Below are 25,620 nucleotides of genomic sequence, written 5' to 3' on the forward strand. Positions count from 1 at the left end.
TTAACCATAGTAGAAATCTAATAAATTTTCAAAAATTAAAGATTTCTTCTCATTCTTCGTTCGGAATGACACTTAAGAACCAAAGCTACATAAAAATCACTACATTGTAATCATAAATTTATAAACAAATATGACTTCTGAAGATTGGAAAAATAAAGGTAAATTTATAACTGTTTTTAAAAGAAAACTATTTGTTATTGATTCTCTTACTTTGTCTCCTGGAGAGCAGTCAAGAGGTCAAGAAACACTTGTAATTCTCCATGGCTACCCAACTTCTTCTTATGATTATTACAAGGTTTTGCCCCAACTTTCAAAGAAATATCGCGTAATAATTCACGATCATTTAGGTTTTGGACTTTCTGATAAACCTTTAGATTATTCTTATTCTTTAATTGAACAAGCAGACGTTGCTTTACAACTCTGGAAACAATTAGGGTTGACAAAGGTTACTTTATTAGCTCACGACTATGGTACAAGTGTTGCTACAGAAATTTTAGCAAGACATAATAAGCAACAAATTGACTTACAAATAGATAAACTAATTTTATGCAATGGTTCTATGCATATCGAATTGTCGAAATTGCGAATGATTCAAAAATTATTAAAGAATAAATTTACTGGAAAATTTATAGCAAGTTTAACTAACTACTCTATTTTTAGGAAAAATATGCGTAATATTTATTTTGATAAAACAAAAGCCACAAATAAAGAATTAAAAGAAATATGGACACTTTTAGAACATAATAATGGGCGAAAAGTAATTCATAAACTCACAAACTATATAAACGAACGTTATTATTTTTGGCACAGATGGATTGGTGCTTTAAAAGAAACACAAATTGCTACAAAAATAATCTGGGCTAAAAACGACCCAATTGCTATCCCAAAAATTGCAATTTTACTTTCTGAAGAAATACCCAATAACAAATTAATTTGGATGGAAAATTGTGGGCATTTTCTAATGTTAGAAAATCCTGATGAATGGAGTCAGTTGGTTTTGGAGTAAAATTAATTATGATGAAATTTACTGGAAATATCAGCTTTATAGCAATAGATAAAAGTAAGTTTTAATAAAAAGAGGCTGTCTGAAAAGTCAAAAAATTAACTACTTGTCATATTGAGCTTGTCGAAATATAATTGATAATCAATGAATTATAAAACTTCGACAAGCTCAGTTTGACATACTTAACTACTTTTTACACAGCCTCTTTATCAAATTATTATAAAAATTACATCATTGCTGCTGCAATTTTTTTATAAGTCCCATTTTCTAAATTTTCTCTAATCGCAGAAAAAGCAGTTATGGTTTCATCTATATCTTCTTGTGTGTGAGTAGCTGTAGGAATTAATCTTAAAATAATTAATCCTTTAGGTATTACTGGATATACTACAATAGAGCAGAAAATTCCGTGGTTTTCACGTAAGTCATTTACCATTGCCATCGCTTCTGGAATATCACCTTTTAAATATACAGGTGTAATACAGGTTTGTGTGGTTCCTAAATCGAACCCAGCATTACGCAATCCAGATTGTAACGCATTTGTGTTTTCCCACAACTTCTCTTTAAGTTCTGGCATTGTACGAATCATATCCAATCTTTTTAATGCTCCTTTAACCATTGCCATTGGTAATGATTTTGCAAACATTTGAGAACGCATATTGTATTGCAAAAATTGGACAATATCTTTATCTCCAGCAAAGAAAGCTCCAATACCTGCCATAGATTTTGCAAAAGTTGCAAAATATACATCTATTTGATCTTGAACTCCTTGTTCGAAACCTGTTCCTCTTCCTCCTTCTCCAAGGGTTCCAAATCCGTGAGCATCATCAACTAATAAACGGAAATTATATTTTTCTTTTAAAGCACAAATTTCTTTTAAACGTCCTTGTTCTCCTCGCATTCCAAAAACACCTTCAGAAATTGCCAAAATTCCTCCACCTGTTTTTTCAGCTAATTTTACTGCACGCTTCATGTTTTTTTCAAAACTCTCAATATCATTGTGTTTGTAAACAAAACGTTTTCCTGGGTGTAAACGAACACCATCAATAATACATGCATGCGTATCTACATCATATACAATAATATCGTCTTTAGAAACCAAAGCATCAATGGCAGAAACCATTCCTTGATATCCAAAATTTACTAAATAAGCAGCTTCTTTATCTACAAATTCTGCACATTCTCTTTCTAATTGTTCGTGATAAGGAGTATGACCAGACATCATTCTTGCTCCCATTGGATAAGCCATTCCATGCTCTTTAGCAGCAGCTCCATCCACTTTTAAAACCTCTGGATGATTGGCCAAACCTAAGTAATCATTTATACTCCAAGTAACTACTTTTTTACCATTGAAAGACATTCTGTTAGAAATTGGTCCTTCTAATTTAGGAAACACATAATAGCCTTCTGCTTTCTCTGCCCAATTTCCTAAAGGTCCTTTATCTTCCTTAATTCTTTCAAATAAATCTTTCGTCATTCTATCTACTGTTTTTGAGCGGGCAAAGATAAGAAATTTTAACAGTATTACAAATTAAGAAAAATAGGAAGTTTTTTATAAAAAGCCTTGTGCTTTCATCCAATCATCGCTATAAATTTTATTCATATAACGTGATCCATGATCTGGAAAAATTACTACTACAAAACTATCTTCTGTAAAAAAACCTTTTTCTGCATATTGTTTGGTAGCTTGCATTACTGCTCCACTTGTGTAACCTGGAAACATGCCTTCTTTTTTAACAATTTTTCTAGCTTCTAAAGCTGCGTCTTTATCAGATACTTTTTCATAAATATCTATGATATCAAAATCTGTAGCAGTGGGAATTAAATTTTTACCTAAACCTTCAATTTTATAAGGACTTACCTCATTTAAATCTAGCTCTCTAGTTTCATGGTATTTTTTTAATACAGAACCAATTGCATCAACACCCAATATTTTTATGTTAGGATTTTGTTCTTTTAAGTATTGACCTGAACCAGAAATTGTGCCACCTGTTCCACTTGCAACTACTAAGTGTGTAATTTTACCATCTGTTTGTTGCCAAATTTCTGGACCTGTAGTTCTGTAATGTGCTTCTGTATTTAACTCGTTAAAATATTGATTGATATAAACAGAATTCTTTGTTTTCTTGTGAATTGTTTTTGCAACTTCATAATAAGACCTTGGATCTTCTGGAGGTACATTTGCTGGACAAACATGCACTTCTGCACCCATAGATTTTAATAAATCAATTTTATCTTTAGAGGATTTATCACTTACTGCCAAAATGCACTTATACCCTTTTACAATACTAATCATTGCCAAACTAAAACCTGTATTTCCAGAAGTAGTTTCTACAATTGTGGCTCCTTTTTTTAAGATTCCTTTTTTTTCTGCGTCTTGTACAATATGAAGTGCAATTCTATCTTTTGCAGAATGACCAGGGTTAAAAGCCTCGAACTTTGCATAGTAATTGCCAGGTAAATTTTTGGTAATTTTATGTAACTTGATTAGTGGAGTTTCTCCAACCAATTCTAAAATTGAATTTGTAATTCCTTGATTCCTTGTCATTCTATCTTGTTATCGAAAAAAACTTAAGAATTTTGTTTATTCCGATTTCGTTTGCAAAAGTACATTTATTAATGAAATTTGAAAAGTGTTTTGCTACTAATTTATAGGTTTTAACTTGTTTTCTAAACTTAGTAAAAAAGTATAATCTTTTGCAGTTTCTTTTAAGGCATCAAAGCGTCCAGAAGCTCCTCCATGACCAGCTTCCATATTGGTATGCATTAATAAAACGTTATTATCGGTTTTTAATTCACGTAGTTTTGCAACCCATTTTGCAGGCTCCCAATATTGCACTTGAGAATCATGATAACCTGTAGTTACTAGCATATTTGGATACGCCTTTTTTGTTACATTATCATAAGGAGAATATGATTTTATATAATCGTAATATTGTTTATCATTCGGATTTCCCCATTCGTCATATTCTCCTGTTGTTAAAGGAATACTTTCATCAATCATTGTAGAAACCACATCCACAAAAGGGACTGCAGCAATAATACCATTATACAATTCTGGATTTAAATTGATGATTGCTCCCATTAACAAGCCTCCAGCAGAACCACCCATAGCATATAAATGTTTTGGTGATGTATAATTGTTGTCTATTAAAAATTGAGAACAATCTATAAAATCGTAAAATGTATTTTTCTTGTTCAACATTTTACCATCATCATACCAGTCTCTTCCTAAATATTCGCTTCCACGTATGTGTGCTAAAGCATAAACAAAACCTCTATCTAACAAACTTAATCTTGTTGTAGAAAAACTATCTGGAATTGTATATCCATAAGAACCATAAGCATATTGTAACAATGGAGTTTTGCTATTTAACTGAGTATTTTTATGATACACCAAACAAATAGCAATCTTTTTGCCATCTCTGGCTGTTGCCCAAACTCTTTTGCTGATATAGTTTTCTTTATTGAACTTCCCACCCAACACTTCCTGCTCTTTTTTGATGTCTTTTTCTTGTGATTTCATATTAAAATCTATCACAGAATTGGGTGTTGTAAAAGAATTGTAAGCATAACGAATAATATCTGTATCAAAATCTGGGTTTGCATAGACGTTTGCAGAATAGGTTTCTTCATCAAAAGGCAAATAATAATCTTCTAAATTATCCCAACGTTTTATTCTTATTTTACTCAAACCATTATTACGTTCTTCTAAAACCAAATAGTCTTTAAAAATGGAAAAGTCTTCTAATAACGTGTCTTTTCTATGTGGAATTACATCAACCCAATTTTCTTTTAAAGTCTTATGAATTGATGTTTTCATTAACTTAAAGTTGGTTGCATTGTCTTTATTGGTCAACAAATAAAAAGAATCTCCAAAATGCGAAACATTGTATTCTAAATCTCTTTCTCTGGGTTGTAAAATGGTGAATTTTCCTGTTGGATTATCTGCATTTAAAAAACGAGCTTCTGTAGAAACAGTGCTGTAAGAACCAATAATAATATATTTTTTAGATTTTGATTTGGTAACATACGTTCCGAAAGTTTCATCTTTTTCATGAAACACTTCTACATCCTCAGAAGTTGGAGTTCCTAAAACGTGTCTAAATATCTTTTCGCTTCTTAATGTTACTGGGTCTTTTTTAGTGTAAAAAATGGTTTTATTATCATTTGCCCAAACAGAACCACCTGTAGTGTTTTCTATAATGTCTTTATAAATTTCTCCTGTTTCTAAGTTTTTAATTCTTAAAAAATACTGTCTTCTACTTACAGTATCTGTTGCAAAAACAGCTAATTTATTGTCTGGAGAAACGTTTAAACCACCCAATTGATAATAATCGAAATCTTTTGCCATTTCATTTACATCAAACAAAATCTCTTCTGGAGCTTCTAAATTTTCTTTTTTACGGCTATATATTGGGTATTGTTTGCCTATTTCAAAACGAGTAATATAATAATAGCCATTACTTTTGTAAGGCACTGAAGCATCATCTTCTTTAATTCTTCCTTTCATTTCATCAAATAAATTTTCTTGAAAGGCTTTTGTATCTGCAGTTACTGCATCATAATAATCATTTTCTGCTTCTAAATAAGCAACTACTTTTTGAGTTTGTTCATCTTTTATTTCTGATAATTTTTGTTCATCAGACAAACGCATCCAAAAATAATTATCTATTCTAACATCACCATGTTTTTCTAATTTAGTTGGGTTTTTATCAGCAATTGGTGCTTTGGCTGCAATCGTTTTCATCATTTTATTTTTAATGAGCGATTGCAAATGTAAGATTTATAATCATTAGCAAAAGAAATATTTATAACTAGATTCAATTTTCATTTTTACTAGAGAAAGTGTTAATTTTGCATTATAAATAATTTAAAAAAAATTAAAGATTATGTTTGGAGATTTAGGTGGAATGATGGGCAAATTAAAAGAAGCTCAACAAAAAGTAGAAGAAACAAAAACTAGATTAAATTCGGTTTTAGTTGATGAAGTTGCTGCAGATGGGAAATTAAAAATTACATTAACTGCAAATAGAGAAATAAAATCGATTACTATTGATGAAACTTTACTTTCTGATGCAGAAGAACTAGAAGATTATTTAATTATTGCTTTAAACAAAGCTATTACAAAAGCAACAAATATTAATGAAGCAGAAATGGCTGCTGCTGCCAAAAGCGGAATGCCAAACATACCAGGAATGGACATGTTTAAATAATACAATTAAAATTATAAGCAACTCTTTTTGAGTTACTTTTAACATGAAATAAGCAAAGATACTTTTACACTTAAAGTATCTTTGTTGCGTTTTAAAAGTATAAATACATTCATAAAATGAACAAAAAGAAGAAATCTATTGGTAAAAAAATCCTAAAATGGTTTTCTATCACGCTTCTAACCTTACTTATTGCATTAATTGCTATTCCTTATTTTTTTAAGGATAAAATTGTTGAAATGGTAACCAATACCATTAACAATAATATAAATGCAACTGTAACTTTTACTGATAGTGATTTAAGTTTATTAAAACATTTTCCGTTAGCAAGTTTAACTGTAAATAATGTTGCTGTAGCTAATAAAGCACCTTTTGTTGGCGATACTTTGTTCCGTTCAGAAAAATTAAGTTTAGATATGAAAATAACTGAACTTTTTAAAAAACCCAATGAAACTATCGAAATTAAAAGCATCAATTCTGAAAACGGAGCCATAAACATCATTTTTAATAAAGAAGGCAAAGGAAATTTTGACATTGCAAAAGAAAACAAAGAAGCAACAAAACCAACATCAGAAAGTTCTTTTTCTTTTAATATTAATGAATATGAATTGGCAAATATCAATTTTAATTATCTAGATAAAGCTACTAAAACAAAATTAAAAATTGATAGTATTTATCATTCAGGAAAAGGAAATTTTGAAAAAGATATATTTAATTTAGATACAAAATCTACTGGTTTTTTATCCTTTAATTTAGATAAAACCAATTTTTTAAATGATGTAAAAATTTCTTTAGATGCTATTTTAGAAATCGACCTAAAAAACTCAAAATATACCTTTAAAGAAAACACAGGTTATGTAAATCAATTGCCTTTAGAATTTGATGGTTTTATTCAGTTGATAGATGAAACCCAATTGTATGATATTCGTTTTAAAACACCAACTTCTTCCTTTAAAAATGCGTTGGCTTTGTTGCCAAAACAATATTCTGGAAATTTAAAAACGATTAAAACAGAAGGTAATTTTGACTTAAATGGTGTTGTAAAAGGAACGTTGTCAGAAACAACAATTCCAACTTTTGACATTAATTTATCATCAAAAAACGCATTGTTTAAATATGCAGATTTGCCAAAAGCTGTAAAAAATATAAATATCAACTCTAAAATTATTAATACAACTGGCTTTACAAAAGATACTTATGTAGCTGTAAATCAGTTAAATTTTAAAATAGATGAAGATGTTTTTTCTGCAAACGGAAATATTAAAAACCTTACTACAAACCCAAGAATAAACCTAACAGCAAAAGGAACTATTAATTTAGCAAATATTGGAAAAGTATATCCTGCTCCATTAAAAAAAGAATTAGCAGGAATTTTAAAAGCAGATGTAACCACAAATTTTGATATGAATTCTGTTGATAAAGGAAATTATAACAACATTAAAAATGCTGGAGAAATTACAGTTCAAGATTTTAAATACGAAGGAAAAGATGTTGCAAATCCTTTTTACATTCATAAAACAGGAATTTCATTTAACACCAACTCAATTAAGTTAAATGAGTTTGATGCCAAAACAGGAACATCAGATTTATCTATGAAAGGAAATTTAGATAACTTTTATGGTTTTATTTTTAAAGATGAAGTTTTAAAAGGGAATTTTAACGTAAACTCTAATAATTTAAAAATTGCAGACTTTCTAAGTGAAACAAATACGACTGATGATAAAAAACCAGCTTCGACATTAAAAATTCCTGCTTTTTTAGACATAAAACTTTCTGCAAATGCTAAAAACGTAGTGTATGACAACATAAATCTTACCAATGTTACTGGAGATTTACTTATTTACGATGAAACTATAGATTTAAAAAACCTAAAAACAGAGGTTTTTGGTGGTAATATAGGTTTTAGTGGAAATGTTTCTACTAAAAACGAAACCTCTAAGTTTAACATGAATTTAGATTTAAAAGAACTAAATGTAGCAGATTCTTTTGGGAATTTAGAAATGCTAAAAGCCATTGCTCCTATTGCAAAAACAATTCAGGGTAAAATAAATTCTAAGATTAATGTTTCTGGGAATTTAGACAAAAATATGAGCCCAAATTTAAATACAATTACAGGCGATTTATTTGGAAAACTATTAAATCCAAAATTAAATGGAAGCAACTCTAAAGTATTGTCTTTGCTTAAAGAAAAAGTAAATTTTATAGATTTAGATAAATTAAATTTAGATGGTATCAATGCTTTTTTCTCTTTTAAAAATGGGCAAGTTAATGTAAAACCAATTCCTTTAAAATACAAAGATGTTGGTATCGAAATTTCTGGAAGTCACAATTTTAACAATACAATTAATTATGATATTATTTTTGATGTGCCTGTAAAATATCTAGGTACAGAAGTAACGAATATCATTGCAAAATTAGCTGCAAAAGATGCTGCCGATTTTAAAAGCATTCCTGTAAAAGGAAATTTAACTGGTAGTTTTGGTAGCCCTAATTTTTCTACAAACATCAAAGGAGCCACTTCTGATTTAATGAAATCTTTGGTAGAAAGACAAAAACAAAGTTTAATAGATAAAGGAAAAGATAAACTGAAAGATTTGATAGGTGTCAAAAAAGATTCAACTAAAAAAGAAGGTACTAAAGACAAGATTAAAAATGTTTTAGGTGGTCTTTTTGGTAAGAAGAAAAAAGATACAGCAAAGAAGAAAAACTAATTTAAAATTTTGCCACAAATTCACGAATAATCTATCTCATAAAATGATATTCATGAATTTGTGGCTAATTAATATAATCTAACTACAATGCCCCTAAAGTAGCAACAATAAGCAACAAAATATAAAGTGAGATTGTAATAATTGTAAAAACTCCAATAAATTTATAGTGCGATTTTAACATCTCAAAAGCATTTGCTAAAGTTTCATCATTTTTAGTTTGCAATGCTTTTTTCATTTTATTAGAAAATTGCATTAAATAATACACAGGAAAAAAGTAAATAACTGCTAAAATTAAATACGTTATTGTAACTGTCATTCCAATGCCACTTGGTAAAGGTTGTGGATAAGACATTTGCAAAATATCTACAAAACTACTTGCAAAAGCTGCAAAAATTAAAATAAAGAAAATACCAATAAAACCTAAAATTGATAAAAAGAAAGACCATTTTGCAGTTTCTCTTAAAAAACGTTTAGATGCACTGTTTAAAGTTAATTGTTCTAATTGGGTAATTGGGTTATTCATAATAATTTTAGTTTTTTGGTTTTATAAAAATCAAAAGTAAAAAAAAAGTAGCTATAAATTCATCAATTTTAAATTGTGATTTTATAGCTAATATTTTATAACTGTTATTACTATACTTTAACTGAACTTAATTCAATTAAAAACAGCAATATTTTATTAAAAATCAGAAATTGTTTTCTTAATAATAGAAATACAATCCATTAATTGTTCTTCATTCATTACCAAAGGTGGTGCAAAACGTATAATATTTCCATGAGTAGGTTTTGCTAGTAAACCATTGTCTCTAAGTTTTATACAAATATCCCAAGCAGTAGAACTCTCTTCAGAATCGTTAATTAAAATAGCATTTAACAATCCTTTTCCTCTAACAGATTTTACCAAATCGTTCTCTTTAGCAAATGCTGATAATTCTGCTCTAAATATTTCTCCTAATTTATCGGCATTTATAGCTAATTTTTCTTCTGCAACAACTTTTAAAGCTGCAATTGCAACTGCAGCAGCTATTGGATTTCCTCCAAAAGTAGAACCATGATTTCCTGGTCTTATTACATTCATAACATTATTATTTGCTAACACTGCAGAAACAGGATAAGCTCCACCAGAAAGTGCTTTTCCAAGAATTAAAATATCTGGCTTTACTTCTGGAGTTCCAGAACAATTTTTCTCTGGACAAGAACAATTTCCACAAGTAGCTAACAAACGACCTGTTCTTGCAATTCCTGTTTGCACTTCATCAGCAATAAATAAAACATTATGGTCTTCACACATTTTTTTAGCTGCAGCTAAATATCCTTCAGAAGGCACGTAAACTCCAGCTTCACCCTGAATTGGTTCTACCAAAAATGCAGCAATATTATTACTACTTTCTAACGCTTCTTGTAATTCCTGCAAATTATCGTATTCAATTTTTAAGAAACCTTTTGTATAAGGTCCAAAGTTTTTACGAGCAACAGGATCATTAGAAAAAGAAATTATAGTGGTTGTTCTTCCGTGAAAATTGTTTTCACAAACAATAATTTCGGCTTTGTTCTCATCAATTCCTTTTACTTCATACGCCCATTTTCTTGCTAGTTTTAAAGCAGTTTCTACAGCTTCTGCACCAGTATTCATTGGTAAAAGCTTATCAAAACCAAAGAGTTCTGTGGCAAATTTCTCATATTTACCTAACATATCGTTATAAAAAGCACGAGAAGTTAAGGTTAATTTTTTTGCCTGATTTACCATTGCATCTACAATTTTTGGATGGCAATGACCTTGATTTACAGCAGAATATGCTGATAAGAAATCGTAATATTTCTTACCTTCTGCATCCCAAACATACACACCTTCTCCTCTACTCAAAACCACTGGAAGTGGGTGGTAATTGTGTGCTCCATACTTGTCTTCTAATTCAATCGCTTGTTGCGAACTTAATTTGTCTAAAACAGTCATTTTTTATTGTTTTAAATTAAATAATAACCATTCCTGTTCTACCTTTATCCTTCTGATGAGTATCAGAAATTCAGCGTGGGAAAGAAATCATCCCCGAAGTTGAACAAAAATAGCAAAATTTATTAACTAACAAAAAATTCTATTTTAAACTATTTTGATGAAGCAGATGAGATTAATAATTCTAAACGTTTCATCTCTCTTAACAATGCTTTTTTGTCCATTTGCATCCAAGCAAAAATCTTTAACATACTTACCCCTAACAAAAAAATTAACGTTCCTGTGGCCCATTTTATCATTTCTTTTGTTTCTTCTGCATTAAAAAACTGAATGATACAATAAATAAAAAGTCCAAAAAACACGAGTGTCATAAAATTCATTAAAATCATAATCCATTTATTTTTGCCTTTAAATAAGCCAAAAATCATTTGAAAAACATTCTGTTCATCTAAATCTTCATAAAACTTAGACTCTTCTTTTGTTAACGTTTCTTTAATCAACTTGTCTATTTCTTCTATATTATCTTTCATAATTTGTTCTTTATATTTTTTTTTAATTTTTCTCTTGCGTGAAATAATCTTGATTTAGTAGTACCCACAGAAATATTTAAAACTTTACTTATTTCTTTTAAACTATAATTTTCTCTATAAAATAATCGAATTACCATTTGGTGTTCTACAGATAGTTTTTTAATTGCTTGTAAAAGTTTTGTTATTATTTTTAAGTTATCATCAACTCCAGAAAACGAATCTTCTTTTTCACTTTCATTAAAATAATTCATCAATTTATTTTGTTCTCTGTTTTTGGTTCTCATCCAATCAATAGCCTTTCTGTTTACAATACTAATAGCCCAACTTTTAAACTTATCAGGCTCTTTTAGTGTTTTTAGTTGATAAATAATTACAGTCCAACTTTCTTGAGCAATATCTTTGGCTACATCTGCATCCTTTACAATCCAAAATGCCAAATTACAGAATTTTAAATGCCATCTTTTTACCAAATAATTTAAAGCATTTGTATCTCCTTTTTGATATTTTTCAATCAAAACTGCATCCGATAAATTGTTGGTTTTATTCATAATCGATTACACAACATAGACGTGTAAAATTTGAAAAGGTTCAAATTATTTTGCTTCCTGTTTTTACAGGAATGATATTTTCAAATAAAATCCATGTCGAAAGCGTTTAAAAACTATTTTCGATTAAAGATAAATTAAATATAATTCATTGTGCATTTTGATAATATTCGTCACTTCAAGTTGATTTTTTTTGAATGGAAATGAGAAAAATTTGTATCAAAAAGTAGAATTTTATCTATAAAAAGTTCTCGATACATTTTTTTTACTCAAAATGTAATAGGTAAATCATAATAACTCATTCAAAAACTTTTACTTTTCTTCCAATTTCAAACTTCCAACTCCCAACTTCAAACTTCCTTCCTCAAACTTCCACCTTCACTCTTTTTTGACTAATTTTGTAATCCAATAAATTTAGAGAATGCCACGTAGAGAACGAAATAAATTTGTAAAAAAGAATCAAGTTTTAGAATTAAAAATCGAAGATTATGCTTTTGGCGGAAAAGGAATTGCAAGAATTCATTCTGAAGAAGGTAGTTTTGTTGTTTTTGTGCCAAATACGTTGCCTGGACAATTGGTAAAAGCACAAATAAGCAAATCAAGCAAAAAATACGCAGAAGCAAAGTTGATTGATGTTTTACAACCTTCTAAAGAAGAAGTCGAAGTTCCATATCAAGATATTCCTGGAGCACCTTACATTCAATTGCCTATAGATTTACAACATCAATATAAAAAAGAAAGTACGCTTTCACTGTTTAAAAGAATAGGAAAAGTAGAAAATATCGAAAATTTATTTGATGAGTTTGTGACTTCGCCTAACGTGTTTCATTACAGAAATAAAATGGAGTATGGCTTTTCTGCCATTGGTTATGATCGAATAAATAAAACAGACAAAGACGAATTTACACTTGGTTTTAAAAGACGTGGAGTTTGGTGGATGGGAGATAATTTGGAGAAAGATTCTGGTTTGTTTGACAAGCAACTAGAAGACAACCTAAAAAACATTAGACAATATTGTATAGAAACTGGTTTGGCTCCTTGGCATGGCCCTAAAAAAGAAGGTTTCTTTAGATATTTTGTAGTTAGAAAATCTTTTAAAACTGATGAGTTACTTTGTAATTTAGTAACAACTTCTCCAGATTTGGATAAGTTCGATTTAAACAAGTTTGCCAACTTCTTAAAAGATATTTTTGGAGATCGTTTAGCAGGTTTATTGCATACCATAAATGATGAAACTGGCGATAGAACCATCGCAACTTCTGGCAGTTTACAACTCGTTTACGGAAAAGATAAAATTGTTGAAGAATTGCTCGGCTTGAATTTTGAAATCAGTATGAAAAGCTTTTTTCAAACCAATCCAAAATGTGCAGAAAAATTGTACAATAAAGTTGTAGAATATGTCTTGGAAGACAAAACAAAAGTAGACAATACTGTAGTTATGGATTTGTTTTGTGGAACAGGAACCATTGGGCAAATAGTTGCTTCTAAAAGTGATAACGCAAAAATAGTAGGTGTAGATATTGTTGCTTCAGCTATTGCAGATGCTAAAAAGAATGCCAAAAGAAATAATATTGAAGGATTAAAATTCTTCGCTGCAGATGTTGGAAAATTTTTACAACAAAATCCTGAATATCAAAATAAAATAAAAACGATTATTTTAGATCCTGCAAGAGCAGGAATTGCACCTAAAACATTGCAAAAAATCATCAACTTAAATGCAGATAGAATGGTGTATGTTTCTTGTAATCCTGCAACACAAGCAAGAGATACAGAATTATTAGCAGAGGCTGGTTACCAAATGAAGAAAATTAGTTTGGTAGATCAGTTTCCACATACAAGTCATATAGAAACTGTGGTTTTGTTTGAAAAATAATTTTATCCATATTTGCTAAATATGGATAAAAATTATATATTTATTTTTTAAAAAAGCAAATATGAATATTAGTTTTACAAAACAACAAGAAGAATACATATCTACTCAAGTAAAATCTGGAGATTATCAAAATAATAGTGAAGTTATTAGAGATGCATTACGTCTTCATATTATTTATAGGAATAAAGTTATAAATGACCTTAAAACCGAAATTGAAAAAGGGCTTGAGAGTGGAATAAGTAAACGTTCAGTTCAGGATATTATAGAATCTAAGCGTACTAAATAAGTATGATTAGTGTCAATAGGTATGAATTAACTAATGAAGCAGATACAGATTTAGAAAATATATTTGATTATACAGTAAAAAGATATAGCCAAGACCAAGCAATCCTATATCTTTCAAGTATCGAAAATGTGTTTTTCCAATTATGTAAACAGCCAAATTTAGGTAGATTAAGAAATGACATTAAAGAAAATATCTTTAGTTTACCTATTGAAAAACACATTATCTTTTATAAAATTGATTCTGATAAATTAATTATTATTAGAGTGTTACATAGCAGTAGAGATATGCCTAATCATTTTAAAAATAAATAAAAATAATTTTAGACTTTTCAAGGACAGGAATTTTGCTAAAAACATTGCAAAAAATCATCAACTTAAATGCAGATAGAATGGTGTATGTTTCTTGTAATCCTGCAACACAAGCAAGAAATACAGAATTATTAGCAGAGGCTGGTTACCAAATGAAGAAAATTAGTTTGGTAGATCAGTTTCCACATACATGCCATATATAAACTGTGGTTTTGTTTGAAAAGAGTTAAAATTATTCTTAATTTCTAATGATTTTGATATTATTTAATAGAATGATTATATATTGGTCCTAATTAAAATAAATTATGAAAAAACTTACAGATTTCGAGATAAATAAAAAACTAGAAAACCTATTAGATTGGGAGTATTATGACAATGCTTTACACACAGATTTCGAGTTCGATAATTTTAAAGATTGTATGTCTGCCATGAACAGAATTGCTTTTGAGTGTGAGGCTTTAAATCATCATCCAGAATGGACAAATGTTTACAATACTTTAGAAATTACATTAACTACGCATGATGCAGATGGTGTTACAGAATTAGATTTTAAATTGGCGACAGCTATTAATAAAATTGTAGAAGTTGAAGAAGAAGAATAATTTAAGAAAATTTGTATTTCTTTTTGGGTTTCTTTTGTTGTTAAACAGCGCTTGCGAAAAAGATGATTTTTGTTTGCAAAATCCTGTTACTCCAAAATTGGTTATTACTTTTTTTGATAGCACAAACAGAAACACCCCAAAAGCCGTAAGTCGATTGTCTGTAACAGCAGAAAACAAGACAGAAAGTTTAATTACCAATCAATCTTTAGATAGCATTGCAATTCCTTTAAATACCATAGCTACAGAAACTGTGTACACATTTAAAAAGAATGAGGTAGATGATAACCAAGTTAATGATGAATTTGCTAAACTTACTATACAGTATACACCACAAAACGATTTTGTTTCTAGATCTTGTGGTTTTAGAGTCATTTTTAATAATGTATCATTTTCTAAAGACAATGGTTGGATTCAAGATTTTACATCAACAATAACCACAATAGACAATCAAAATGAAACACATATACAAATTTTTCATTAGCATTTGTCTTTGTTTTGTTTTTGTTGATACATTTTCACAAGAGCAAAAAAAAGACACCATATTAAACACTAAAAAAGATACAATTATTTATAAATCTGCTTACGGATTTCGTTTAGGTGTAGACATTAGTAAACCCATAAAATCTCAGTTTGATGGTTCTTATAATGGTTTTGAAATTGTAGGAGATTATCGTCTTTCTAAAAGCTGGTATGCTGCTGTAGAGTTAGGTTTTGAAGAAGAAACTTCGCAAGAAGATTTTACAAACTCTACATCAAAAGGAAATTATATTCGCCTAGGTTTTAATTACAATGCTTACAAAAATTGGTTAGACATGAATAACGAAATTTTTCTAGGATATCGTTATGGATTTAGCATTTTTGAACAAACACTAAATAGCTACACCCCAAATGTAGTTTCTGGGCAAACCAATTCTAAACCCTATTTTCCTGCAAATATAATTACAACCCCAATAACTACAACTGGTTTAAACGCACATTGGTCTGAATTGGTTATTGGTTTTAGAACAGAAACGTTTAAAAACTTTTTCATCACCTTTAGTGGCTCTTATAAAATTATGATGAGTGTAAAAGACCCAGATAACTTTAAATCTTTATTTGCTCCTGGGTTTAATAGAATTTTTGAAAGCGGAACTGGTTTTGGATTTAATTATACACTCACCTACTTAATTCCTTTTAAAAAGAAATAAAACTTAGTTTTACTGATTTTTTTAGTAACTTTATCAACCATTTTTATAAAATCAATCATTATGAATAAAATTCCAAGTGTAAACTTAGCAGACTTTTTGTCTGATGATAAAAGTCGAAAACAAAAGTTTATAGATGAAATTGGTCATGCTTATGAAAACATCGGTTTTGTAGCATTAAAAGGGCATTTTTTAGACGATCAATTAGTAGATGATTTATATGCAGAAATCAAAAACTTTTTTGACTTACCTGTTCAAACAAAAGAAAAGTACGAAATACCAGGAATTGGTGGTCAACGTGGTTATGTTTCTTTCGGAAAAGAATCTGCAAAAGGCAAAAAAGAAGGAGATTTAAAAGAGTTTTGGCATTTTGGACAATATGTAGATAAAGATTCTAAATATGCCAATGAATACCCAGATAATGTAATTGTAGAAGAGTTACCAAAATTTAACGAAGTTGGTAAAAAAACCTACCAAATGTTAGAAAAGACAGCCAAGTATGTGTTGCGTTCTTTAGCATTACATCTAGGTTTAGAAGAAACTTATTTTGATGAATATATTAAAAACGGAAACAGTATTTTACGCCCAATTCATTACCCACCAATACAAACAGAACCAAAAGGTGCAGAAAGAGCTGCTGCACATGGAGACATTAATTTAATTACTTTATTAATGGGTGCTCAAGGTAAAGGTTTGCAGGTTCAAAACCATAAAGGAGAATGGATAGATGCCATGGCTGAACCAGATGAATTAATGATAAATGTAGGAGATATGTTATCACGTCACAGTAATAACAAACTTAAATCTACCATTCATAGAGTTGTAAATCCGCCAAAAGAAATGTGGGGAACTTCTCGTTATTCCATTCCGTTTTTTATGCACCCTGTTTCTGATATGAAACTAAATGTTTTAGAAAATTGTATTGATAAAAACAACCCAAAACAGTTTGAAGATATTACAGCAGGAGAGTTTTTAGATGAACGTTTAAGAGAATTAGGATTAAAAAAATAGTAGGCAGTTTTTAAGTAGTAGTTTGCAGTAATTTGCAGACTGAAAACTGAAAACTGAAAATTGCCAACTGAAGACTTAAAATATGGATTTAAAAGATCAGCTAAAAAATTTATTTCCAGATCACCAAGAAACCCCAGAACCAATTCAAGAAAAATCGAATGTATGGTTACAAGATGATCCTATTATTTGCAAATACGAAAAACGAAAAGGAAAACCAATAACTATTTTAGAAGGATATACAGGTGCAACTACCGACTTTAAAATATTGGCTAAAGAAATAAAAAAGAAACTTTCTGTTGGAGGGAGTTTTAAAGATGATAAAATCATTATTCAAGGCGATTACAGAGATGAAATAATGACAATGCTAAAAGAAAAAGGATTCAAAGTAAAACGTGTTGGTGGTTAGTTAAAAAAAGTTTTTCAAGTTTTAACTCGAATTTCAATTTAAATTGTCATTCCTGCAAAAGCAAAAATCTAAACAATCACACAATAAAAAAACGCAAAAAACGTTGTTCTTAAATTATGAATGCTTCAATATTACACATTACCAATGGAGATAGTACAACTAACTATCTTAAAAAGCTCAAATTTTCTGGAGATTTTATTACATGGAGAGAGATGTTGTGTGAAGGTAAAACCACAACAGAAGTAGGTAGTGAAACATTTTGGAAAAACAGATTTCAATTTTTTACATCATCCTATAAAGTAAGCAAAAAAAAGTTTATAGATTTAACTGTAAAAGAATACAGAAATCTTTGCAATAAAAAAGAAAGCAAAGAAATTGTACTTTGGTTTGAGTATGATTTGTTTTGTCAAATAAATATGTTAGCTGTAATTAGCTGGTTAAAAAAACATAGAAAAGGATATCACATTTCTTTGGTTTGTTCTGGCAAAATTAAAGGTACTAAAAAACTAAAAGGTTTAGGAGAATTGACCGAAAATCAAGTTCGCCAACATTATAAAGATAGAATAGACTTAACACAAGATGATATAGAATATGCAGATTATATTTGGCAATTGTATTGTTCTGAGTCTCCTTTGCGATTAGAAACCGTTTATAAATTCAATCCAATGTCACCTTTTCAGTATTTAGCATCTGCAATCGAAGCTCATTTATTACGTTTTCCTTCAATTGAAAATGGTTTGAATAAAATTGAAAATACTATTTTAGAAACCGCAAATCTGTATGAATTATCCTCTAAAAATCAATTAATTGGTAAATTATTGCAAACCCAAGAAACTTATGGTTTTGGTGATTTACAATATGAACGTAAAGTAAATCAACTCCAAAAATTATTTACCTCTTTCAAACCTGTTAAATTATCTAGAAAAGGAAAGAAAATTTTAGAAAACGAAATGAATTTTTATCGTGAAATACGCAATGAAAATTCGTATCTTGGTGGAGCAAAAAAATATAGTTTTTTATTTAATAATCAATCTCAAAAACTATTACAAATTACTTCTTAAATGTCTATAAAACAATCTGAACTCATCTTAAATCCTGATGGTAGTATTTATCACCTTAATTTAAGACCAGAGCATATTGCCAACGATATTATTTTTGTTGGCGACCAAGATAGAGTGGATAAAATTACCAAACACTTTGATTCTATTGAGTTTACCACTCAAAAAAGAGAATTTAAAACCACTACTGGAGTTTATAAAAACAAACGAATTTCTGTAATGTCTACTGGTATTGGGCCAGATAATATTGACATTGTAATGAACGAGTTAGATGCTTTAGTAAACATCGATCTAAATACAAGAAAACCAAAAGAAAAGCTAACTTCTTTAAATATTGTAAGAATAGGAACTTCTGGTTCTTTACAATCAGATATTCCTGTAGACTCTTTTGTAATTAGTTCTCATGGATTGGATTTAAATGGGATGCTACATTCTTATCAAATTGATAAAATTTCTAATGTGGATATTGAAAATGCGTTTGTAAAACACACCCATTGGAGTAGCAAAAAAGCGCATCCTATTGTAGTAGAAAATAGTATACAGTTAGAAAATAAGTTAAAGTCTCTTAAAACATTTCAAGGAATTACTGCAACTGCTGGTGGCTTTTATGGTCCACAAGGAAGAATTTTACGTTTGGCTTTGCAGGACAATGAATTAAACCACAAAATTGATAGTTTTAATTTTAAAGACCATAGAATTACCAATTTAGAAATGGAAACTTCTGCCATTTATGGTTTATCAAAATTATTAGGTCACAAAGCATGTTCTATCAATGCAATTATAGCAAACAGAGCTAATGGTACTTTTAGTAAAAACCCAGGTAAAGTTGTGGCAGATTTAATAGAATATACATTAGACAAATTAATAGCTTAAATGACTCATTTAAAAGTGGGTGGTGTTCCAGAACACTTCAATTATCCTTGGTACATCACTTTAAAAAATAAAGAATACAACAAACACAACATAAATTTACGTTGGCAAGATTTTCCTGGAGGAACAGGACAAATGTGTAAAGCCTTAAGAAACGGAACTGTTGATATTGCCATTGTTTTAACAGAAGGAATCATCAAAGATATTGCTGCTGGAAATCCCTCTAAAATTGTCCAAACCTATGTAAAAACACCCTTAATTTGGGGTATTCACGTAAGTACTAAATCAACATTCAAAAAAATTGAAGATTTAGAACACGCAACAATAGCCATTAGTAGGTTTGGTTCTGGTTCGCATTTAATGGCAATTGTAAATGCGTATAACCAAGGTTGGGATATATCAAAACTAAAATTTAAAGTGATTGGCAATTTACAAGGAGGAATAGACGCACTAACAAATGGTGAAGCAGATTATTTTATGTGGGAACATTTTACTACTAAACCTCTGGTTGATGATGGTACTTTTAGGAGAATTGACAACTGTCCTACTCCTTGGCCTTGTTTTGTTGTAGCTGTTAGAAATGAAGTTTTAGAAAATAATTTTGACGAAGTAAAAAAAGTTTTAGACATTATTAATAAGGAAACTAAAGACTTTAAAAACATAAAAAATATTGATAAAACACTCGCCAAAAGATATGAGCAGCAAATAGAAGACATTCAAAAATGGTTAAAAATCACAGAATGGAATGATGGAAAACCAATTACTAAGAATTTAATTACTCGCATTCAAAATAAAATGGTGCAATTTAACGTTATAGAAGAGAAGAAAAACTCAGGAATGTTCATAAAAAATATGTACATTTAACCCATAAAACCCTTAAAAAATGAAAAAAGTAGTATTTATTGCAATTTGTGTTTTAGGAATCATTTGTTTTTCTTCTTGTAGAAGCACGTCTCAATCTTGTGGCTTGGCAGACAATTCAACAACTATTCAAACAACATTAACACAAGTAGATTTATCTTAAATCTATTTGTTTCTTAATTTCAAATTCAATGAATCCGCTTTTTGGCGGATTTTTTTTGAAGCTATTTCCTGCTTTCACCACTCGCTGTTTCGTTCCTCAACGAGCTCAAACAAATGGCTCAATCAGGGCTAAACAATCTGCCAACATTAGTCTTTATTACCAGTCAATTTCTTTTTTATGAATCGATTTTAAAAAAGCATTGGTTTTAGAAAAATGTTTGTTTCCAAACCAATATCCTCTATTTGCGCTTAATGGAGATGGATGTCCAGACTCTAAAATATGATGTTTTTTCTTATCAATTAGTTTCGATTTCTTTTTTGCAAAACCACCCCAAAGTAAAAAAACAACATCTTTTTTATGTTCAGAAATTTGTTTAATAACAGCATCTGTAAACGTTTCCCATCCTTTTTTTTGATGACTTCCAGCTTCGTGAGCTCTTACAGTTAAAGTTGCATTCAACAATAAAACACCTTGTTTTGCCCATTTTTCTAAATTCCCACTTTGTGGATAAGGAATATTTAAATCTGTAGAAATTTCTTTAAAAATATTAATTAATGAAGGTGGATGCGCAATTCCATCTTTTACAGAAAAACACAAACCATTGGCTTGATTTGGTCCATGATAAGGATCTTGACCAATGATAACCACTTTTAAATCTTCTAAAGCACAGAAATCGAAGGCAGCAAAAATAGCTGAACCTTTTGGATAACAAATATGATTTTGATATTCTGACTTTACAAAACTTGTTAATTCTTTAAAATAGGTTTTGTCAAATTCTTGTTGTAAAATATTTTTCCAACTATCCGCAATTTTTACATTCATTGTTTCTTATTTTTGTTGATGATTTTAGACCTCAGAGGTTTTAAAAACCTCTGAGGTCTATTTAAAACAAAATTACAATTTTGGATACTAATATTTCTGATAAAACTTTACAAGATTTAGAATTTTCAACGGTTTTACAACATGTTGCAGAATACTGTATCTCTAGTTTAGGAAAGGAAAATGTTTTTGAAATTCAACCCATTAAAAATAAAAAAAATCTATTCAAAGAATTGCATTTGGTAGATGAATATTTATCTTCTTTTGAAAGCGAAAACAGAGTACCAAATCACGGATTTGACAATATAACAGAAAGTGTAAAACGTTTGGCAATTGAAAATAGCTTTATAGAAACAGATGCTTTTCTAAAAATAGCAACAACTTCACTCACTGTAAATGAACTCATTAAGTTCTTTAAAAAATTTAAAGTTCAATTCCCTACTTTTTTTGAACTTTCTCAACAAATAGAATTTACCACTTTTATTGATGATGAAATAAAAAAAATAATTGATATTTCTGGTGAAGTAAAAAATAATGCCTCACCAATTTTAAAACAAATAAGAAGAGACATTAACAATGTTCGTGGTAAAATTGGCGCGAGTTTTTCATCTGCATTGTCAAAAGCAATTGCTGCTGGTTATTTAGATGATATAAAAGAAACTGTTGTAGATAATCAACGTGTTTTGGCTGTTTCTGCTATGCACAGAAAAAAAGTTGCTGGTAGTTTGTTAGGTTCTTCAAAATCTGGAAACATCGTTTATATTGCGCCTCAAGCCACACTTTCTTATGCAAGAGAATATCAAAATTTAATTTATGATGAAAAACAAGAAGTTGTAAAAATATTAAGAGATTTATCTACAACTATTCGTCCTTTAGTATCACTTTTAGAAGAATATTTAGCTTTTTTAATTCATATAGATGTAGTTGGTGCAAAAGCAAAATATGCACAAGAAATGAATGCCATTTTGCCAAAAATAACAAGAGAAAAGAAAATCTTTTTTAAAAACGCGTATCATCCTATTTTATGGAGAAAAAATAAAGAACAAAAAACAACAACCGTTTCTCAAACAATTACTTTAAACGAGAAACAACAAATTATTGTGATTTCTGGGCCAAATGCTGGTGGAAAAAGTATCACTTTAAAAACCATTGGTTTATTGCAAATAATGTTACAAAGCGGAATTTTAATTCCTGTAGATGAGCGCAGTCAAACTTATATTTTTGATACTGTTTTAACAGATATTGGAGACAACCAATCTATTGAAAATCAATTAAGCACTTACAGTTATCGTTTAAAAAATATGCGCTACTTTTTACGCAAGTGTAATGAAAATACACTTTTTTTAATTGATGAGTTTGGTACTGGTTCTGACCCTGAATTAGGTGGAGCTTTGGCAGAAATTTTTTTAGAAGAATTTTACCACAAAAAAGCATTCGGAATTATTACCACCCACTACTCTAACTTAAAAGTTTTAGCTAACGAATTAGAGAACGTAACCAATGCAAATATGCAATTTGATGAGCGTTCTTTAGAGCCTTTGTATAAATTATTTGTAGGACAAGCAGGAAGCTCTTTTACGTTTGAAGTTGCTCAGAAAAACGGTATTCCCTTTAGTTTAATCAACAAAGCAAAAAAACGAGTTGAAACCGAAAAAGTACGTTTAGATAAAACGATTTCTAAGTTGCAAAAAGAACGTAATCGATTGCAGAAAAACTCTGATAATTTAGAAAAACAACAGTCTAAAGGACAAGAACATTTAGATAATTTACAAGAAAAAGAACAACGTATTCAAGATAAATTGGCTGGTTTCCAAGAATTGTATGACCAAAATCAAAAAATGCTTTCTTTAGGTAGAAAAACTAATGAACTTTTAAATAAATACTTTCAAACCAACAATAAAAAAGAATTAACTACAAATTTTAACAAGTGGGTTGCAGACGAAAAAGTAAAACATGTTAAAAAGAATCCTGTAAAACCTAAAACAAAAGCTCAAAAACAAAAGGCAAAAGTCGCCATAAAAAAACAACAGGAAATTATTAAAAAAGTTGAGAAAGAAGTTTTAGAAAAAGTTGTTGAAGTACGAAAAGAAAAGAAAATAGAGGCTGCAAAAATTGCCAAAGAAAAATCGGAATACATTTATAAACTCAATGACAGAGTTAGAATTATAGACTCTAATTCTGTAGGAACCATTGATAAAATAGAAAAAAACAAGATTACCATTAACTACGGAATTTTTACTACAAAAACCTCTATAGACAAAATAGAATTGGTCGAAAAAGCGAAGAAATAGATTTTTTACTGATTTTTATAGCAATATTGTTAATTATATTTTTATTAAATTAGCTTGCTATTTGTTATGAAATCAATTACACTTTTACCAGACTATCATCGTGACTCTAAAGTCATTAAAATTCAATTTACATTTGACAGTGAAATAAAAAGTCATCTAAAATTATTCTCTGAAATAAAATGGAGCAATAATTTAAGGTCTTACTATATAAAAGATTGTAAAGAAAATAAGACTAATTTGTACAATCACTTAAGATTAAAAAAATGGGTTGTAAATTATGATGAGATAAAAGCCAATTCGTACATTAAAATAACAAAAAAGAAATTAGTTTTACCGATTTTAACTGATAATTTAAAGTTAGAGATTTTAAAATATAAAAGATGGTTGCAACAAAAAAGATTAAGTGAAAACACTGTAAATTCCTATATAGAAGTTACTGCTTTTTTTTTAAGATATAGTATTTTAAAAAAAACTTCTGAATATTCTGTAAAGCTAATAGAACAATTTAATTATGACTTTATTTTTAGAGGACAGAAATCTATTTCTTATCAAAACCAATGCATTAACGGAATTAAAAAATATCTACTATATAAAGGTATAGAAGTTGATGTATTAAATATTGAAAGACCCAAAAAAGAAAAGCAGTTACCTGCAGTTTTAAGTGTTTCTGAGGTTAAAAAGATTTTTAACAGCATTAAAAACCTTAAGCATAAAACACTCTTAATTCTCCTTTATTCTGGTGGATTGCGTATAGGTGAAGCTCTAAATTTAAAAATTAAGGATATTGATAGTGAAAGAATGCTGATTCATATTAAACAAGCAAAAGGTAAAAAAGATAGATATACTTTATTATCACAATCATTTCTTAAAATATTAAGAGAATATTACCTTGCCTATAAACCGAAAAACTTTTTGTTTGAAGGAAAAAATAGAGAAAAATATAGTAACGCAAGTGCTCAAGCTGCTTTAAGAAAAGCAATTAGACAATGTAAAATAACTAAAAAAATTACTTTACACACATTAAGACATAGTTTTGCCACACATCTTTTAGAGAATGGAACAGATATTAGATATATTCAAGAATTGCTAGGACATAGTAGTCCTAAAACCACTATGATTTATACGCATGTATCACAAACAAACCTTAGAAATATTAAAAACCCTTTTGACGAATTATAAAAAAGAACTATATTTAAATAATTAAATTATAAAAATATAAAACATCAGCATATCATACCTAAAACAGCAACTATATTGATAGTTTTATTGTATATAATTAAGTTAGCAACAAGTTAACCAGACCAACGAAAACCATGCTAACTTTAACGTTCTTTAATATTTAAGAAAGGAAAAATGAAAAGCTGATTTGTGAAAAACAACTCGGAATTTCACTCAAGCGGAATTGAAAAATGTTGCGGAGTATTACGCTGAATTTCGGCTTGCCTAAAGTCAGTGTTTGCTTCGAAAATTTAGCTAATCGAAAAGATTTGGATGACTATCAGAATCGCTAAACTTTACGGCTAAACTTTATGAAAATAGAGTTTCCCAACTTTCGGTTTTGACATCGAAAATTTAGAAAACCTAAGGCTCGGACTAAATATTGGAATGGCAAAACGTGCGAGAATTAAAGCGGAATTAAAAATCCGATTTTTTTGAGAATTTAAAGAAAAAAGGATAAACTGAATTTATAAATACATCAGAATTTAACTCGAGCGAATAAAAAAGAATAAAACCAGTTGCTAACAAAGTATAAAATTAATTGCTTGGTAAGAGCCTACTTACGAAAATCCTAGCGGATTTTCTATTCGGTTTTTATTTGCTAACTTTAGTGCTTAAACACGCAACTAATCTTATACAAAACCGTTATGTGTAAGTTTTCGTGACTAAAGAAAATTCATGAAATTTATAACGAACTTAAGTCTTTTAAATTCAAAAAGA

The 25,620-nt window shown here is 29.2% G+C and carries 25 protein-coding genes and 1 pseudogene; 18 read left to right on the forward strand and 8 right to left on the reverse strand.

Annotation, left to right across the window (positions count from 1 at the left end; translation table 11 throughout):
* Positions 1-130: 130 nt before the first annotated feature.
* Positions 131-1,006: an alpha/beta fold hydrolase gene (locus tag ACY2RW_RS06650; protein WP_490121925.1), complete on the forward strand. Its 876-nt coding sequence runs from the start codon at positions 131-133 to the stop codon at positions 1,004-1,006.
* A gap of 223 nt (positions 1,007-1,229) precedes the next feature.
* Here ACY2RW_RS06650 and capB read toward each other — a convergent pair whose 3' ends face one another.
* The 3 genes from capB to ACY2RW_RS06665 all read right to left on the reverse strand — a co-directional run bounded on the left by capB (position 1,230) and on the right by ACY2RW_RS06665 (position 5,750).
* Complete coding sequence (capB, locus tag ACY2RW_RS06655; protein WP_490121926.1) at positions 1,230-2,477, reverse strand: cysteate-C-fatty acyltransferase; 1,248 nt, start codon at positions 2,475-2,477, stop codon at positions 1,230-1,232.
* 75 nt (positions 2,478-2,552) lie between these two features.
* Positions 2,553-3,548 carry a cysteate synthase gene (gene capA / locus ACY2RW_RS06660; RefSeq protein WP_490121927.1) on the reverse strand — a complete coding sequence of 332 codons (996 nt, stop codon included), beginning with the start codon at positions 3,546-3,548 and terminating at the stop codon, positions 2,553-2,555.
* A gap of 96 nt (positions 3,549-3,644) precedes the next feature.
* On the reverse strand, positions 3,645-5,750 hold the full coding sequence (locus tag ACY2RW_RS06665) for a S9 family peptidase (RefSeq protein WP_490121952.1): 2,106 nt from the start codon (positions 5,748-5,750) through the stop codon (positions 3,645-3,647).
* A gap of 142 nt (positions 5,751-5,892) precedes the next feature.
* Here ACY2RW_RS06665 and ACY2RW_RS06670 point away from each other — a divergent pair, with 142 nt between their 5' ends.
* Complete coding sequence (locus ACY2RW_RS06670) at positions 5,893-6,216, forward strand: YbaB/EbfC family nucleoid-associated protein (RefSeq protein WP_490121928.1); 324 nt, start codon at positions 5,893-5,895, stop codon at positions 6,214-6,216.
* A gap of 116 nt (positions 6,217-6,332) precedes the next feature.
* Positions 6,333-8,924 (forward strand): AsmA family protein, encoded by a 2,592-nt coding sequence (locus tag ACY2RW_RS06675; protein ID WP_490121929.1) that lies wholly within the window; start codon positions 6,333-6,335, stop codon positions 8,922-8,924.
* An 82-nt stretch (positions 8,925-9,006) separates the two neighbouring features.
* Here ACY2RW_RS06675 and ACY2RW_RS06680 read toward each other — a convergent pair whose 3' ends face one another.
* The 4 genes from ACY2RW_RS06680 to ACY2RW_RS06695 form a co-directional block, all read right to left on the reverse strand.
* Positions 9,007-9,447, reverse strand: a complete 441-nt coding sequence (locus tag ACY2RW_RS06680; RefSeq protein WP_490121930.1) for a DUF5362 family protein — start codon at positions 9,445-9,447, stop codon at positions 9,007-9,009.
* A gap of 156 nt (positions 9,448-9,603) precedes the next feature.
* Positions 9,604-10,878 carry an ornithine--oxo-acid transaminase gene (gene rocD / locus ACY2RW_RS06685; protein WP_490121931.1) on the reverse strand — a complete coding sequence of 425 codons (1,275 nt, stop codon included), beginning with the start codon at positions 10,876-10,878 and terminating at the stop codon, positions 9,604-9,606.
* A 149-nt stretch (positions 10,879-11,027) separates the two neighbouring features.
* Complete coding sequence (locus ACY2RW_RS06690) at positions 11,028-11,405, reverse strand: DUF6768 family protein (RefSeq protein ID WP_490121932.1); 378 nt, start codon at positions 11,403-11,405, stop codon at positions 11,028-11,030.
* Entirely contained in the window at positions 11,402-11,953 is a 552-nt protein-coding gene (locus ACY2RW_RS06695; protein ID WP_490121933.1) for an RNA polymerase sigma factor, read from the reverse strand. The genes ACY2RW_RS06690 and ACY2RW_RS06695 overlap by 4 nt, the downstream gene beginning before the upstream one ends.
* A gap of 418 nt (positions 11,954-12,371) precedes the next feature.
* Here ACY2RW_RS06695 and rlmD point away from each other — a divergent pair, with 418 nt between their 5' ends.
* From rlmD to ACY2RW_RS06760, 13 genes and pseudogenes are all read left to right on the forward strand, one after another.
* Positions 12,372-13,823 carry a 23S rRNA (uracil(1939)-C(5))-methyltransferase RlmD gene (gene rlmD, locus ACY2RW_RS06700; RefSeq protein ID WP_490121934.1) on the forward strand — a complete coding sequence of 484 codons (1,452 nt, stop codon included), beginning with the start codon at positions 12,372-12,374 and terminating at the stop codon, positions 13,821-13,823.
* Between the two features lie 61 nt (positions 13,824-13,884).
* On the forward strand, positions 13,885-14,109 hold the full coding sequence (locus tag ACY2RW_RS06705) for a type II toxin-antitoxin system ParD family antitoxin (RefSeq protein ID WP_490121935.1): 225 nt from the start codon (positions 13,885-13,887) through the stop codon (positions 14,107-14,109).
* Between the two features lie 2 nt (positions 14,110-14,111).
* A complete protein-coding gene (locus ACY2RW_RS06710; RefSeq protein ID WP_490121936.1) occupies positions 14,112-14,420 on the forward strand; it encodes a type II toxin-antitoxin system RelE/ParE family toxin in 309 nt (102 codons plus the stop codon).
* Positions 14,421-14,422: 2 nt separating this feature from the next.
* Positions 14,423-14,620 (forward strand): annotated as a pseudogene (locus tag ACY2RW_RS06715) (23S rRNA (uracil(1939)-C(5))-methyltransferase RlmD); the annotation flags it as partial.
* A 102-nt stretch (positions 14,621-14,722) separates the two neighbouring features.
* Positions 14,723-15,019, forward strand: coding sequence for a 4a-hydroxytetrahydrobiopterin dehydratase (locus ACY2RW_RS06720; RefSeq protein ID WP_490121937.1), 297 nt, complete (start codon positions 14,723-14,725; stop codon positions 15,017-15,019).
* Positions 15,003-15,500, forward strand: a complete 498-nt coding sequence (locus tag ACY2RW_RS06725; protein WP_490121938.1) for a DUF6452 family protein — start codon at positions 15,003-15,005, stop codon at positions 15,498-15,500. Before ACY2RW_RS06720 ends, ACY2RW_RS06725 begins: the two co-directional genes overlap by 17 nt.
* The gene (locus ACY2RW_RS06730; RefSeq protein ID WP_490121939.1) at positions 15,472-16,206 is read left to right on the forward strand and encodes a DUF6048 family protein; all 735 of its coding nucleotides are present in this window, start codon (positions 15,472-15,474) and stop codon (positions 16,204-16,206) included. The genes ACY2RW_RS06725 and ACY2RW_RS06730 overlap by 29 nt, the downstream gene beginning before the upstream one ends.
* Positions 16,207-16,266: 60 nt before the next feature.
* A complete protein-coding gene (locus ACY2RW_RS06735) occupies positions 16,267-17,214 on the forward strand; it encodes an isopenicillin N synthase family dioxygenase (RefSeq protein ID WP_490121940.1) in 948 nt (315 codons plus the stop codon).
* 82 nt (positions 17,215-17,296) lie between these two features.
* Entirely contained in the window at positions 17,297-17,620 is a 324-nt protein-coding gene (locus ACY2RW_RS06740; protein WP_490121941.1) for a translation initiation factor, read from the forward strand.
* Positions 17,621-17,736: 116 nt separating this feature from the next.
* A complete protein-coding gene (locus tag ACY2RW_RS06745) occupies positions 17,737-18,681 on the forward strand; it encodes a DUF1835 domain-containing protein (protein ID WP_490121942.1) in 945 nt (314 codons plus the stop codon).
* Positions 18,682-19,551, forward strand: coding sequence for a nucleoside phosphorylase (locus ACY2RW_RS06750; protein ID WP_490121943.1), 870 nt, complete (start codon positions 18,682-18,684; stop codon positions 19,549-19,551).
* On the forward strand, positions 19,552-20,412 hold the full coding sequence (locus tag ACY2RW_RS06755; RefSeq protein ID WP_490121944.1) for a substrate-binding domain-containing protein: 861 nt from the start codon (positions 19,552-19,554) through the stop codon (positions 20,410-20,412).
* Positions 20,413-20,431: 19 nt separating this feature from the next.
* Complete coding sequence (locus tag ACY2RW_RS06760) at positions 20,432-20,572, forward strand: hypothetical protein (RefSeq protein WP_490121945.1); 141 nt, start codon at positions 20,432-20,434, stop codon at positions 20,570-20,572.
* A 156-nt stretch (positions 20,573-20,728) separates the two neighbouring features.
* Here the strand turns inward: ACY2RW_RS06760 and ACY2RW_RS06765 are convergent, their stop codons facing one another.
* Complete coding sequence (locus tag ACY2RW_RS06765; protein ID WP_490121946.1) at positions 20,729-21,394, reverse strand: uracil-DNA glycosylase; 666 nt, start codon at positions 21,392-21,394, stop codon at positions 20,729-20,731.
* Positions 21,395-21,474: 80 nt separating this feature from the next.
* On the opposite strand from ACY2RW_RS06765, the gene ACY2RW_RS06770 reads away from it, so the two are divergent.
* The gene (locus ACY2RW_RS06770) at positions 21,475-23,682 is read left to right on the forward strand and encodes an endonuclease MutS2 (protein WP_490121947.1); all 2,208 of its coding nucleotides are present in this window, start codon (positions 21,475-21,477) and stop codon (positions 23,680-23,682) included.
* Between the two features lie 66 nt (positions 23,683-23,748).
* A complete protein-coding gene (locus ACY2RW_RS06775; RefSeq protein ID WP_490121948.1) occupies positions 23,749-24,861 on the forward strand; it encodes a tyrosine-type recombinase/integrase in 1,113 nt (370 codons plus the stop codon).
* Positions 24,862-25,620: the final 759 nt, after the last annotated feature.

The sequence above is a fragment of the Polaribacter sp. 2305UL8-11 genome (assembly GCF_058147165.1).

What these genes read in the sequence shown, in the direction of transcription:
- ACY2RW_RS06650 (WP_490121925.1), top strand. Translation starts at nt 131, where the DNA reads ATGACTTCTGAAGATTGGAAAAATAAAGGTAAATTTATAACTGTTTTT.
- capB (WP_490121926.1), bottom strand. Translation starts at nt 2,477, where the DNA reads ATGACGAAAGATTTATTTGAAAGAATTAAGGAAGATAAAGGACCTTTA.
- capA (WP_490121927.1), bottom strand. Translation starts at nt 3,548, where the DNA reads ATGACAAGGAATCAAGGAATTACAAATTCAATTTTAGAATTGGTTGGA.
- ACY2RW_RS06665 (WP_490121952.1), bottom strand. Translation starts at nt 5,750, where the DNA reads ATGAAAACGATTGCAGCCAAAGCACCAATTGCTGATAAAAACCCAACT.
- ACY2RW_RS06670 (WP_490121928.1), top strand. Translation starts at nt 5,893, where the DNA reads ATGTTTGGAGATTTAGGTGGAATGATGGGCAAATTAAAAGAAGCTCAA.
- ACY2RW_RS06675 (WP_490121929.1), top strand. Translation starts at nt 6,333, where the DNA reads ATGAACAAAAAGAAGAAATCTATTGGTAAAAAAATCCTAAAATGGTTT.
- ACY2RW_RS06680 (WP_490121930.1), bottom strand. Translation starts at nt 9,447, where the DNA reads ATGAATAACCCAATTACCCAATTAGAACAATTAACTTTAAACAGTGCA.
- rocD (WP_490121931.1), bottom strand. Translation starts at nt 10,878, where the DNA reads ATGACTGTTTTAGACAAATTAAGTTCGCAACAAGCGATTGAATTAGAA.
- ACY2RW_RS06690 (WP_490121932.1), bottom strand. Translation starts at nt 11,405, where the DNA reads ATGAAAGATAATATAGAAGAAATAGACAAGTTGATTAAAGAAACGTTA.
- ACY2RW_RS06695 (WP_490121933.1), bottom strand. Translation starts at nt 11,953, where the DNA reads ATGAATAAAACCAACAATTTATCGGATGCAGTTTTGATTGAAAAATAT.
- rlmD (WP_490121934.1), top strand. Translation starts at nt 12,372, where the DNA reads ATGCCACGTAGAGAACGAAATAAATTTGTAAAAAAGAATCAAGTTTTA.
- ACY2RW_RS06705 (WP_490121935.1), top strand. Translation starts at nt 13,885, where the DNA reads ATGAATATTAGTTTTACAAAACAACAAGAAGAATACATATCTACTCAA.
- ACY2RW_RS06710 (WP_490121936.1), top strand. Translation starts at nt 14,112, where the DNA reads ATGATTAGTGTCAATAGGTATGAATTAACTAATGAAGCAGATACAGAT.
- ACY2RW_RS06720 (WP_490121937.1), top strand. Translation starts at nt 14,723, where the DNA reads ATGAAAAAACTTACAGATTTCGAGATAAATAAAAAACTAGAAAACCTA.
- ACY2RW_RS06730 (WP_490121939.1), top strand. Translation starts at nt 15,472, where the DNA reads ATGAAACACATATACAAATTTTTCATTAGCATTTGTCTTTGTTTTGTT.
- ACY2RW_RS06735 (WP_490121940.1), top strand. Translation starts at nt 16,267, where the DNA reads ATGAATAAAATTCCAAGTGTAAACTTAGCAGACTTTTTGTCTGATGAT.
- ACY2RW_RS06740 (WP_490121941.1), top strand. Translation starts at nt 17,297, where the DNA reads ATGGATTTAAAAGATCAGCTAAAAAATTTATTTCCAGATCACCAAGAA.
- ACY2RW_RS06745 (WP_490121942.1), top strand. Translation starts at nt 17,737, where the DNA reads ATGAATGCTTCAATATTACACATTACCAATGGAGATAGTACAACTAAC.
- ACY2RW_RS06750 (WP_490121943.1), top strand. Translation starts at nt 18,682, where the DNA reads ATGTCTATAAAACAATCTGAACTCATCTTAAATCCTGATGGTAGTATT.
- ACY2RW_RS06755 (WP_490121944.1), top strand. Translation starts at nt 19,552, where the DNA reads ATGACTCATTTAAAAGTGGGTGGTGTTCCAGAACACTTCAATTATCCT.
- ACY2RW_RS06760 (WP_490121945.1), top strand. Translation starts at nt 20,432, where the DNA reads ATGAAAAAAGTAGTATTTATTGCAATTTGTGTTTTAGGAATCATTTGT.
- ACY2RW_RS06765 (WP_490121946.1), bottom strand. Translation starts at nt 21,394, where the DNA reads ATGAATGTAAAAATTGCGGATAGTTGGAAAAATATTTTACAACAAGAA.
- ACY2RW_RS06775 (WP_490121948.1), top strand. Translation starts at nt 23,749, where the DNA reads ATGAAATCAATTACACTTTTACCAGACTATCATCGTGACTCTAAAGTC.